General features: G+C 51.4%; 10 protein-coding genes, 2 tRNA genes and 4 rRNA genes. 3 read left to right on the top strand and 13 right to left on the bottom strand.

All coding sequences use genetic code 11. The annotated features are described in order from the left end of the window. Positions 1 to 111: 111 nt before the first annotated feature. A complete protein-coding gene (locus tag J1G48_RS02240; protein ID WP_000825645.1) occupies positions 112 to 333 on the top strand; it encodes a membrane protein in 222 nt (73 codons plus the stop codon). Between the two features lie 783 nt (positions 334 to 1,116). Here the strand turns inward: J1G48_RS02240 and rrf (J1G48_RS02235) are convergent. The 7 genes from rrf (J1G48_RS02235) to J1G48_RS02205 all read right to left on the bottom strand — a co-directional run bounded on the left by rrf (J1G48_RS02235) (position 1,117) and on the right by J1G48_RS02205 (position 6,732). After that, a 5S ribosomal RNA gene (gene rrf, locus J1G48_RS02235) occupies positions 1,117 to 1,232 on the bottom strand. A gap of 39 nt (positions 1,233 to 1,271) precedes the next feature. Next, positions 1,272 to 1,347, bottom strand: a tRNA-Thr gene (locus tag J1G48_RS02230). A gap of 14 nt (positions 1,348 to 1,361) precedes the next feature. After that, positions 1,362 to 1,477: ribosomal RNA gene (rrf, locus tag J1G48_RS02225) — 5S ribosomal RNA — on the bottom strand. A gap of 93 nt (positions 1,478 to 1,570) precedes the next feature. Continuing rightward, positions 1,571 to 4,477 (bottom strand): 23S ribosomal RNA (locus J1G48_RS02220). Between the two features lie 193 nt (positions 4,478 to 4,670). Beyond that, positions 4,671 to 4,746: transfer RNA gene (locus J1G48_RS02215), tRNA-Glu, on the bottom strand. A gap of 85 nt (positions 4,747 to 4,831) precedes the next feature. Next, positions 4,832 to 6,373: ribosomal RNA gene (locus J1G48_RS02210) — 16S ribosomal RNA — on the bottom strand. Together the 16S, 23S and 5S rRNA genes with 2 tRNA genes alongside form the textbook arrangement of a ribosomal RNA operon. A gap of 206 nt (positions 6,374 to 6,579) precedes the next feature. Next, positions 6,580 to 6,732, bottom strand: a complete 153-nt coding sequence (locus tag J1G48_RS02205) for a hypothetical protein (protein ID WP_000795911.1) — start codon at positions 6,730 to 6,732, stop codon at positions 6,580 to 6,582. 113 nt (positions 6,733 to 6,845) lie between these two features. On the opposite strand from J1G48_RS02205, the gene J1G48_RS02200 reads away from it, so the two are divergent. Next, complete coding sequence (locus J1G48_RS02200) at positions 6,846 to 7,400, top strand: gamma carbonic anhydrase family protein (RefSeq protein WP_001285631.1); 555 nt, start codon at positions 6,846 to 6,848, stop codon at positions 7,398 to 7,400. Here J1G48_RS02200 and J1G48_RS02195 read toward each other — a convergent pair. The 6 genes from J1G48_RS02195 to dprA are packed head-to-tail and all read right to left on the bottom strand — an operon-like array spanning position 7,376 to position 11,168. Beyond that, a complete protein-coding gene (locus J1G48_RS02195; RefSeq protein WP_001070571.1) occupies positions 7,376 to 7,633 on the bottom strand; it encodes a DUF1488 domain-containing protein in 258 nt (85 codons plus the stop codon). The two genes, J1G48_RS02200 and J1G48_RS02195, sit on opposite strands and share 25 nt — an antisense overlap. Further along, positions 7,630 to 8,448, bottom strand: coding sequence for a shikimate dehydrogenase (gene aroE, locus J1G48_RS02190; RefSeq protein ID WP_000451194.1), 819 nt, complete (start codon positions 8,446 to 8,448; stop codon positions 7,630 to 7,632). Before aroE ends, J1G48_RS02195 begins: the two co-directional genes overlap by 4 nt. Positions 8,449 to 8,452: 4 nt before the next feature. Beyond that, positions 8,453 to 9,025 (bottom strand): L-threonylcarbamoyladenylate synthase type 1 TsaC, encoded by a 573-nt coding sequence (gene tsaC / locus J1G48_RS02185; RefSeq protein ID WP_001065812.1) that lies wholly within the window; start codon positions 9,023 to 9,025, stop codon positions 8,453 to 8,455. A 4-nt stretch (positions 9,026 to 9,029) separates the two neighbouring features. Then, complete coding sequence (locus J1G48_RS02180; RefSeq protein WP_001129712.1) at positions 9,030 to 9,572, bottom strand: topoisomerase DNA-binding C4 zinc finger domain-containing protein; 543 nt, start codon at positions 9,570 to 9,572, stop codon at positions 9,030 to 9,032. A 26-nt stretch (positions 9,573 to 9,598) separates the two neighbouring features. Then, positions 9,599 to 10,072 (bottom strand): DUF494 family protein Smg, encoded by a 474-nt coding sequence (gene smg, locus J1G48_RS02175; protein ID WP_000460663.1) that lies wholly within the window; start codon positions 10,070 to 10,072, stop codon positions 9,599 to 9,601. Then, a complete protein-coding gene (gene dprA / locus J1G48_RS02170; RefSeq protein ID WP_000124531.1) occupies positions 10,044 to 11,168 on the bottom strand; it encodes a DNA-protecting protein DprA in 1,125 nt (374 codons plus the stop codon). Before dprA ends, smg begins: the two co-directional genes overlap by 29 nt. Positions 11,169 to 11,299: 131 nt before the next feature. Here dprA and def point away from each other — a divergent pair, with 131 nt between their 5' ends. Continuing rightward, complete coding sequence (def, locus tag J1G48_RS02165; RefSeq protein ID WP_000114987.1) at positions 11,300 to 11,809, top strand: peptide deformylase; 510 nt, start codon at positions 11,300 to 11,302, stop codon at positions 11,807 to 11,809. Positions 11,810 to 11,820 lie beyond the last annotated feature (11 nt).

Here is an 11,820-nt window from a genome sequence, read left to right as displayed (position 1 = left end):
TCATGTCGGCCATTTTTTCTGTGGTGGTAAAATAACTCTCGTTTTCGCAGCGGTTAGAGCCAGCATTTACGTTGCTGTACTTCGCGAAACGCTGATTAATGAGGTAACACCATGAAAAGACTAATTCCAGTTGCATTGCTTACCACCTTATTGGCAGGTTGTGCACATGATTCTCCCTGCGTACCGGTTTATGACGATCAAGGGCGGCTGGTTCATACCAATACATGTATGAAAGGTACAACGCAGGATAACTGGGAGACAGCAGGCGCTATCGCTGGCGGCGCTGCGGCGGTAGCAGGGTTGACGATGGGTATCATTGCGCTTTCTAAATGATACATGCAGGCGCGGCAATGCCGCGCTTTCAGTAATAATATAAAGGTCGTAAGGATACTCAGCGACGTAATCTGTTCAGTCTATCCCCCGAAAGTTAACACGATAAAACGCTCCCTTTTCTTACTCGCCCATCCCGATGGTATTTATTCTATTCCTTGTCCGATGCAGACAAAATTATAGCTTGATAGCATCGTAAGCCGCATTACAAACAGGCTTTATACAGTAAGACTTAGAGCGTGATCATTAGGCGTAATTATTACAGACAGTCTGGATATAAACCGGAACATACACGTAATACATGAGGATTTTGAGCACTGTCCCTAGGCCAAACTGGCAAATAAAATAGCCTAATGGGCCAGATTTTTAGTCCTCAGCGAATATCTCTATTGCTTATTAGAGGCGTAAGTAAAAGCCGTTTGTACATCTACTTCAGCACGGTTCACATTCGATGGTTCAGGCGGATATATGGCGGGAAATCACGTTGACTAAAACGGTTTTTATCCACTCTACGAAGATGTTTAAAACGCGTCGGCGTCATTATCCGATAACTTTTTCCATAGAGAGATAAATGCAAAAAGGCCCAGTCTTTCGATTGGGCCCTTTGCTTTATTTGATGTCTGGCAGTTTATGGCGGGCGTCCTGCCCGCCACCCTACGGGCCGTTGCTGCGCAACGTTCAAATCCGCTCCCGGCGGATTTGTCCTCCTCAGGAGACTACTCACCGACAAACAACAGATAAAACAAAAGGCCCAGTCTTTCGACTGAGCCTTTTGTTTTATTTGATGTCTGGCAGTTCCCTACTCTCGCATGGGGAGACCCCACACTACCATCGGCGCTACGGCGTTTCACTTCTGAGTTCGGCATGGGGTCAGGTGGGACCACCGCGCTACTGCCGCCAGACAAATTCTTTTTCAAATACCGAACTTTAACCGTATTAAGTGGTGCTGATACCCAGAGTCGAACTGGGGACCTCACCCTTACCAAGGGTGCGCTCTACCAACTGAGCCATATCAGCACACTAAATTTGATGCCTGGCAGTTCCCTACTCTCGCATGGGGAGACCCCACACTACCATCGGCGCTACGGCGTTTCACTTCTGAGTTCGGCATGGGGTCAGGTGGGACCACCGCGCTACTGCCGCCAGGCAAATTCTGTTATCAGACCGTTTTTACGTTCTGATGTAATCTGAATCAGTGCTGAAAATCTTCTCTCATCCGCCAAAACATCTTCGGCGTTGTAAGGTTAAGCCTCACGGTTCATTAGTACCGGTTAGCTCAACGCATCGCTGCGCTTACACACCCGGCCTATCAACGTCGTCGTCTTCAACGTTCCTTCAGGAGACTCTAAGTCTCAGGGAGAACTCATCTCGGGGCAAGTTTCGTGCTTAGATGCTTTCAGCACTTATCTCTTCCGCATTTAGCTACCGGGCAGTGCCATTGGCATGACAACCCGAACACCAGTGATGCGTCCACTCCGGTCCTCTCGTACTAGGAGCAGCCCCCCTCAGTTCTCCAGCGCCCACGGCAGATAGGGACCGAACTGTCTCACGACGTTCTAAACCCAGCTCGCGTACCACTTTAAATGGCGAACAGCCATACCCTTGGGACCTACTTCAGCCCCAGGATGTGATGAGCCGACATCGAGGTGCCAAACACCGCCGTCGATATGAACTCTTGGGCGGTATCAGCCTGTTATCCCCGGAGTACCTTTTATCCGTTGAGCGATGGCCCTTCCATTCAGAACCACCGGATCACTATGACCTGCTTTCGCACCTGCTCGCGCCGTCACGCTCGCAGTCAAGCTGGCTTATGCCATTGCACTAACCTCCTGATGTCCGACCAGGATTAGCCAACCTTCGTGCTCCTCCGTTACTCTTTAGGAGGAGACCGCCCCAGTCAAACTACCCACCAGACACTGTCCGCAACCCGGGTAACGGGTCCACGTTAGAACATCAAACATTAAAGGGTGGTATTTCAAGGTCGGCTCCATGCAGACTGGCGTCCACACTTCAAAGCCTCCCACCTATCCTACACATCAAGGCTCAATGTTCAGTGTCAAGCTATAGTAAAGGTTCACGGGGTCTTTCCGTCTTGCCGCGGGTACACTGCATCTTCACAGCGAGTTCAATTTCACTGAGTCTCGGGTGGAGACAGCCTGGCCATCATTACGCCATTCGTGCAGGTCGGAACTTACCCGACAAGGAATTTCGCTACCTTAGGACCGTTATAGTTACGGCCGCCGTTTACCGGGGCTTCGATCAGGAGCTTCGCTTGCGCTGACCCCATCAATTAACCTTCCGGCACCGGGCAGGCGTCACACCGTATACGTCCACTTTCGTGTTTGCACAGTGCTGTGTTTTTAATAAACAGTTGCAGCCAGCTGGTATCTTCGACTGACTTCAGCTCCATGAGTAAATCACTTCACCTACGTGTCAGCGTGCCTTCTCCCGAAGTTACGGCACCATTTTGCCTAGTTCCTTCACCCGAGTTCTCTCAAGCGCCTTGGTATTCTCTACCTGACCACCTGTGTCGGTTTGGGGTACGATTTGATGTTACCTGATGCTTAGAGGCTTTTCCTGGAAGCAGGGCATTTGTTGCTTCAGCACCGTAGTGCCTCGTCGTCACGCCTCAGTGTTAAAGTGAACCGGATTTACCTGGAACACACACCTACACGCTTAAACCGGGACAACCGTCGCCCGGCCAACATAGCCTTCTCCGTCCCCCCTTCGCAGTAACACCAAGTACGGGAATATTAACCCGTTTCCCATCGACTACGCCTTTCGGCCTCGCCTTAGGGGTCGACTCACCCTGCCCCGATTAACGTTGGACAGGAACCCTTGGTCTTCCGGCGAGCGGGCTTTTCACCCGCTTTATCGTTACTTATGTCAGCATTCGCACTTCTGATACCTCCAGCATGCCTCACGACACACCTTCACAGGCTTACAGAACGCTCCCCTACCCAACAACACACAGTGTCGCTGCCGCAGCTTCGGTGCATGGTTTAGCCCCGTTACATCTTCCGCGCAGGCCGACTCGACCAGTGAGCTATTACGCTTTCTTTAAATGATGGCTGCTTCTAAGCCAACATCCTGGCTGTCTGGGCCTTCCCACATCGTTTCCCACTTAACCATGACTTTGGGACCTTAGCTGGCGGTCTGGGTTGTTTCCCTCTTCACGACGGACGTTAGCACCCGCCGTGTGTCTCCCGTGATAACATTCTCCGGTATTCGCAGTTTGCATCGGGTTGGTAAGCCGGGATGGCCCCCTAGCCGAAACAGTGCTCTACCCCCGGAGATGAATTCACGAGGCGCTACCTAAATAGCTTTCGGGGAGAACCAGCTATCTCCCGGTTTGATTGGCCTTTCACCCCCAGCCACAGGTCATCCGCTAATTTTTCAACATTAGTCGGTTCGGTCCTCCAGTTAGTGTTACCCAACCTTCAACCTGCCCATGGCTAGATCACCGGGTTTCGGGTCTATACCCTGCAACTTAACGCCCAATTAAGACTCGGTTTCCCTCCGGCTCCCCTATTCGGTTAACCTTGCTACAGAATATAAGTCGCTGACCCATTATACAAAAGGTACGCAGTCACACAGGTAAACCTGTGCTCCCACTGCTTGTACGTACACGGTTTCAGGTTCTTTTTCACTCCCCTCGCCGGGGTTCTTTTCGCCTTTCCCTCACGGTACTGGTTCACTATCGGTCAGTCAGGAGTATTTAGCCTTGGAGGATGGTCCCCCCATATTCAGACAGGATACCACGTGTCCCGCCCTACTCATCGAGCTCACAGCACATGCGCTTTTGTGTACGGGGCTGTCACCCTGTATCGCGCGCCTTTCCAGACGCTTCCACTAACACACATGCTGATTCAGGCTCTGGGCTCCTCCCCGTTCGCTCGCCGCTACTGGGGGAATCTCGGTTGATTTCTTTTCCTCGGGGTACTTAGATGTTTCAGTTCCCCCGGTTCGCCTCATTAACCTATGGATTCAGTTAATGATAGTGTGACGAGTCACACTGGGTTTCCCCATTCGGGTATCGCCGGTTATAACGGTTCATATCACCTTACCGGCGCTTATCGCAGATTAGCACGCCCTTCATCGCCTCTGACTGCCAGGGCATCCACCGTGTACGCTTAGTCGCTTAACCTCACAACCCGAAGATGTTTCTTACGATTCATCATCGTGTTGCGAAAATTTGAGAGACTCACGAACAACTTTCGTTGTTCTGTGTTTCAATTTTCAGCTTGATCCAGATTTTTAAAGAGCAAATATCTCAAACGTGACTCGTAAGTCAGTTTTGAGATACTGATGGCAACGCCTTTCACACATTACCGCGCAAGTGGCGTCCCCTAGGGGATTCGAACCCCTGTTACCGCCGTGAAAGGGCGGTGTCCTGGGCCTCTAGACGAAGGGGACACTGAAGTCTCAATCGCAAGACGCCTTGCTTTTTACTTTTCATCAGACAATCTGTGTGAGCACTTCAAAGAACAGTTCTTTAAGGTAAGGAGGTGATCCAACCGCAGGTTCCCCTACGGTTACCTTGTTACGACTTCACCCCAGTCATGAATCACAAAGTGGTAAGCGCCCTCCCGAAGGTTAAGCTACCTACTTCTTTTGCAACCCACTCCCATGGTGTGACGGGCGGTGTGTACAAGGCCCGGGAACGTATTCACCGTGGCATTCTGATCCACGATTACTAGCGATTCCGACTTCATGGAGTCGAGTTGCAGACTCCAATCCGGACTACGACGCACTTTATGAGGTCCGCTTGCTCTCGCGAGGTCGCTTCTCTTTGTATGCGCCATTGTAGCACGTGTGTAGCCCTGGTCGTAAGGGCCATGATGACTTGACGTCATCCCCACCTTCCTCCAGTTTATCACTGGCAGTCTCCTTTGAGTTCCCGGCCTAACCGCTGGCAACAAAGGATAAGGGTTGCGCTCGTTGCGGGACTTAACCCAACATTTCACAACACGAGCTGACGACAGCCATGCAGCACCTGTCTCACAGTTCCCGAAGGCACAAATCCATCTCTGGATTCTTCTGTGGATGTCAAGACCAGGTAAGGTTCTTCGCGTTGCATCGAATTAAACCACATGCTCCACCGCTTGTGCGGGCCCCCGTCAATTCATTTGAGTTTTAACCTTGCGGCCGTACTCCCCAGGCGGTCTACTTAACGCGTTAGCTCCGGAAGCCACGCCTCAAGGGCACAACCTCCAAGTAGACATCGTTTACGGCGTGGACTACCAGGGTATCTAATCCTGTTTGCTCCCCACGCTTTCGCACCTGAGCGTCAGTCTTTGTCCAGGGGGCCGCCTTCGCCACCGGTATTCCTCCAGATCTCTACGCATTTCACCGCTACACCTGGAATTCTACCCCCCTCTACAAGACTCAAGCCTGCCAGTTTCGAATGCAGTTCCCAGGTTGAGCCCGGGGATTTCACATCCGACTTGACAGACCGCCTGCGTGCGCTTTACGCCCAGTAATTCCGATTAACGCTTGCACCCTCCGTATTACCGCGGCTGCTGGCACGGAGTTAGCCGGTGCTTCTTCTGCGGGTAACGTCAATTGCTGCGGTTATTAACCACAACACCTTCCTCCCCGCTGAAAGTACTTTACAACCCGAAGGCCTTCTTCATACACGCGGCATGGCTGCATCAGGCTTGCGCCCATTGTGCAATATTCCCCACTGCTGCCTCCCGTAGGAGTCTGGACCGTGTCTCAGTTCCAGTGTGGCTGGTCATCCTCTCAGACCAGCTAGGGATCGTCGCCTTGGTGAGCCGTTACCTCACCAACAAGCTAATCCCATCTGGGCACATCTGATGGCAAGAGGCCCGAAGGTCCCCCTCTTTGGTCTTGCGACGTTATGCGGTATTAGCCACCGTTTCCAGTAGTTATCCCCCTCCATCAGGCAGTTTCCCAGACATTACTCACCCGTCCGCCACTCGTCAGCGAAGCAGCAAGCTGCTTCCTGTTACCGTTCGACTTGCATGTGTTAGGCCTGCCGCCAGCGTTCAATCTGAGCCATGATCAAACTCTTCAATTTAAAAGTTTGATGCTCAAAGGATTAAACTTCGTAATGAATTACGTGTTCACTCTTGAGACTTGGTATTCATTTTTCGTCCGAGGACGTTAAGAATCCGTATCTTCGAGTGCCCACACAGATTGTCTGATAAATTGTTAAAGAGCAGTGCAACGCGGCTTTCGCTCACCGTTGCGAGGTGGCGTATATTACGCTTTCCTCTTTCAGAGTCAACCCTGAATTTCAGGATTTTTCTCTTCAACCGACCGGCTGTTTGTGTGAAGTGATTCACATCCGCCGTGTCGATGGAGGCGCATTATAGGGATCCCATTTTTTTGCACAAGCGTTTTTTGGATCTTTTTTTCTGTTTGTTGATTTTTCATCCCTTTCGCTCCATTCCTGCGCAAAGTGGCGATTTTTTGATGCTATCTCCCCTTGCACAACGCCGTTAAAGCAACCAAAGTCTTCATGACTATTCATTTATGATGAGGTAGACATGTCTGACACATTACGTCCTTATAAGGATCTTTTTCCTGAAATCGGTCAGCGCGTGATGATCGATACCAGCAGCGTGGTTATTGGTGATGTCCGTCTGGCGGATGATATCGGGATCTGGCCGCTTGTGGTGATTCGCGGCGATGTGAATTACGTTGCGATAGGGGCTCGTACGAACATTCAGGATGGCAGCGTTCTTCACGTAACCCACAAGTCTTCATCCAATCCACACGGCAACCCATTAATCATTGGCGAAGATGTTACCGTTGGCCATAAAGTTATGCTGCACGGCTGTACCATCGGTAACCGCGTACTGGTCGGTATGGGCTCCATTGTGTTGGATGGCGCGATAATAGAAGATGACGTAATGATTGGCGCGGGAAGCCTGGTGCCGCAGCACAAACGGCTGGAAAGCGGCTATTTATATCTTGGCAGTCCGGTAAAACAGATCCGCCCCTTGAGCGATGCTGAGAGATCGGGCCTGCAGTACTCCGCCAATAACTATGTAAAGTGGAAAGACGACTATCTTTCTCAGGATAACCATATCCAACCGTGATCATCTTCCTGCTGGGCCAGGATTAATGCTTCCGCCTCTTCTTCCAGGTCCCAGCGATACTCACGAAAAATGGCCAGCCATTGCTCCGCTGTTTCTCCACCAAAGCGATACGCCAGTACATCTTTTTTTATTGCACACGTGAGTTGCATCCCATTAACCAGGGCGGGAAAGATGATAGCACTGGCGGCAGTATCCCATTCTTCGCGGTCAGGAAATTGTATGGCCTGGTTCACGCTAATAATTCCTGCTGTAGCAGCTCAATCACTGGCTCGACCTGCGGTAATACACCGTGCCAAAGCAAAACGGCATGTGCAGCCTGCCCCACCAGCATTCCCAGCCCATCTGCGTAGCGTTTTGCGCCCTGTTGTACACACCAGGAGAGAAATGGCGTATTCCCTTTTTGATAGAACATGTCATAGCAACAGAGGGAAGGGTGAATAAGTGACGCCGGAATCGCCGGGATTTCGCCCCGTATGCCGCTGGAGGTCGCATTAATAATCAGGTCAAACTCACAACCATCCAGCTTGTCCATATCCGTGGCATGAACGCTGCCGGTATGAGCAAAGATTTTCGCCAACGCTTCGGCACGTGAAGCTGTACGGTTAGTGATAGTGACCGCGCAATCCAAAGAAAGCAGGGGTAACAGCACGCCCCGGGATGCGCCGCCCGCGCCAATCAGCAAAATACGCAATCCTGGGCGGATAAAATTTAAACGTTCGAGATCGCTTAATAAACCGATACCGTCAGTATTGTCGCCAAGCAAACGACCATCTTCCAGCCGTTTTAATGTATTGACGGCTCCCGCCAGCGATGCTCGTTCCGTTAACTCATCCGAACGCGCAAACGCCTCCTCTTTAAAAGGTACTGTGATGTTTGCGCCTTTTCCCCCTGCCGCGAAAAAGGCATCAAGCGTATTAATGAAATTATTAATAGGGGCCAGCACGCGACCATAGGGGTGAACAATATCTAGCTGCTGAGCAAATTGCTGATGAATAAATGGCGATTTGCTGTGCGCAATCGGATTTCCAAAAACAGCATAGGTTTCCATCATATTACCCCTGTCGAAACAGTTCGCCCGTCAGAGCATCGCGAATTTCTGAAGGATTTAAACGCCCACCCGTTGCGCCTTCAACCACCGGAAAATCATCGCCAAATTGCGCACGCACCTCTTCAATGGTACGACATGGCGGTAATCCGCTCAGATTGGCGCTGGTGGAAACCAGCGGTTTGCCATACGCATTGCATAGCGCGACCACCAGCGGGTGGTTGGTAACACGAACGGCCAGGGAATCAAAACGTCCCGTGAGCCACCGCGGCGTTGTCGCGGGCGCAGGAAAAACAAACGTTACCGGCCCGGGCCAGCAATCAAATACCGCTTTACGCTGTGCGGCGGTAAGTATGCTGTCATCAATATAAGGTTTTAACTGCTCAAAGCTGGCGGCAATCAAAATGAGTCCCTTATCGACGGGCCGTTGTTTTAACGCCAGCAGGCGCGTAACGGCTGTTTCACTATCGGGATCGCAGCCGACGCCGAAAACGGCTTCTGTTGGATAAGCGATGACATTTTCTTTATTCAGGAGATCTACCGCTGCGGCGATAGATCCTGTTGGCAGGCTATTATTCACTTGTTTATTCCACCGGAACCGGCTTTCCACATTGTTTACTGGCGCAAAAGCGCTTCACGCCCTGCGCGGTTTTCTTTTCGATGAGTAGCGGATAATGGCACTCGGGGCATTCCCCCGCAACCGGTGTGAAGTTAATGACGAACTGACATTCCGGGTAGCGATCGCAGGAATGAAAGATTTTACCGTAACGAGAACGGCGCTGGACCAAATGTCCTTGCTGGCAGGCTGGACAGGCAATCGCCGTTTCATCCGGTTTATCAATAACCACTGTATGTTCACATTGCGGATACTGACTGCATCCGATGAACATGCCAAAGCGCCCCTGACGCAGCACCAGCACGGCGCCACACTCAGGGCACGGTTGCCCCTCCAGAATTTTAACGATATGTCCGTCCGCCTGACTTTTCAGCGGACGAACGTAATCGCATTCCGGATAGCGAGAACAGCCGAGAAACGGACCATGTTTCCCGGAGCGAATTACCAGTTCGGCCCCGCACTGCGGGCAGGGCTCATTTTTACGCACCGAAAACAGTGCTGATTTAGCCATATTCACTCATGCAGCATTAACACCTATCAATGCAGCATACCTTCATTTACCTCAAAGAGTAATTCTTCCATTTGCTGATAGGCGTTTTCACAGCCCGGAATGTTGAATAACACCATCAAAATAACCCATTTCAAGTCTTCCAGGTCAAACTCTGCGGTATCCAGCGCCAGCACACGCTCAATCACCATTTCTCGTGTTTCGAGGTTTAGCACCTGAATCTGCTCAAGGAATAACAGGAACCCCCGGCAACTGGCATCAAGCCTTTCACACTCTTCAACCGTATAAATGCGCATTGAAAGAGGATCGGAAGCAAGTTGCATGGGTTCCGCGAGGCCATCCTGATAGTCAGCGAGTTTTTCCAGCCACAGCAGCGCATTGTAGATGTCTTCGCGATCAAACCCAGCGTCGGTGAGATCACGCTCCAGTCTGTCCTGATCCACGCGCAGCTCGGCTTCGTTATGGATGTATGTTTCAAACAAATACATTAGTACGTCGAACATGGCTTGCCCTCCTTAATCGGACATAGCCGCCGGGTACAGCTGCGATCCATCCTGCTAACTCCAGTTCGAGTAGCTGAGCCACTACCGCTGGCACAGGTTGGCCGGCACGTTCAGCGACGACGTCAACAGGTGTTACCTCATCTCCTACGTTAGCCAGGAGCTCAGGAAATGGCAATGCCGCCTCATCCTGATTTAGTGAATAAAGTGAATTTTCCGCCGTAGTTGGCAACCAGTGTAAGCCGTATTGCAAATTTTCCAGAATATCCTCCGGCGTCGTCACAAGCGTGGCCCCTTGTTTAATTAACCAGTGCGTGCCTTCGCTTCCCGGACTACCGATAGGACCTGGTAATGCAAAAACGTCCCGCCCCTGTTCAAGCGCGCAGCGCGCCGTCACCAACGAACCGCTGCGCAACGCCGCCTCAATCACCAGCACGCCTTTGCTCAGTCCGCTGATGATACGGTTTCTGCGAGGAAAATTTTGCGGTAGCGGAGGCGTTGAAAGCGGAAATTCTGAGACCACTGCGCCGCCGGTAGCAATCAAGTTTTCAGCCAGCATGGCATGTCGGCGAGGATAAATCTTTGCCAAGCCATTCCCTAACACCGCTACACTTTTTCCCCCCATACTCACCGCGGCGTTGTGTGCTACGCCATCAATTCCCCGGGCAAGGCCGCTGGTGATCGTCAAACCGCTTTTCGCAAGGCTTTCGCAAAGCAGACGTCCCCAGCGTTCTCCATACCAGGAGTGGCTCCGGCTCCCTACGACGGCAAGTTGGCAGGTATGCAGACAGGCAGGATCGCCGTCAATAAAAATAGCGCCGGGATAATCATCAATAGCACGCAGTTGGGGAGGATAAATCTCACTATCCGCACACAGAAAATGATGCTGCGGTAGTTCAAGCCAGCGTAACGTCTCATCAAGCACACCTGCTGGAAGCTGTAAAAAACGTTCAGCTTGCCGCGCGGTAAGACCAGCCTCCTGAAGGTGCGTGCGATTTATCTGAGGCTGACGAATAAGCGAGTTCGCCATGTTCAACATCGCCTCGCCATAAAGGTCGCCGACGTACATTAAACGTAACCAAATTTCGGTACGGGCCATCCTTTCCCTCCCCTGCCACAAGCAGTCTGAACAATCTTTGCGATTGGTCACTGATGCTGTCAATCAGGTGGGGATTTGTCTAGAATAGAGGTAATAATCTTTTCAACTCCTGAACACAACTCTGGATAATTATGTCAGTTTTGCAAGTGTTACATATTCCGGACGAGCGCCTTCGCAAAGTCGCAAAGCCGGTTGAAGAAGTGAATGCAGAAATTCAGCGTATCGTCGATGATATGTTCGAAACGATGTACGCGGAAGAAGGTATCGGTCTGGCCGCAACGCAGGTCGATATCCACCAGCGGATCATCGTGATTGACGTTTCGGAAAACCGCGACGAGCGCCTGGTACTCATTAACCCGGAATTGCTGGAGAAAAGTGGCGAAACGGGTATAGAAGAAGGCTGTCTGTCGATTCCGGAACAGCGCGCTTTAGTGCCGCGCGCCGAGAAAGTGAAAATCCGCGCGCTGGATCGCGACGGCAACCCGTTTGAGCTTGAAGCGGATGGTTTGCTGGCAATTTGCATTCAGCATGAGATGGATCATCTGGTCGGTAAACTGTTTATCGATTATTTGTCGCCGCTGAAGCAACAACGTATTCGTCAGAAAGTAGAAAAACTCGACCGCCTGAACGCCCGGGCTTAAAGGACAAGAAC

The organism is Salmonella sp. SAL-020 (assembly GCF_017372215.1).
Taxonomy (GTDB): domain Bacteria; phylum Pseudomonadota; class Gammaproteobacteria; order Enterobacterales; family Enterobacteriaceae; genus Salmonella; species Salmonella enterica.
The sequence above is the reverse complement of the archived record's forward strand: the minus strand, read 5'-3'. Positions and strand labels throughout refer to the sequence as shown.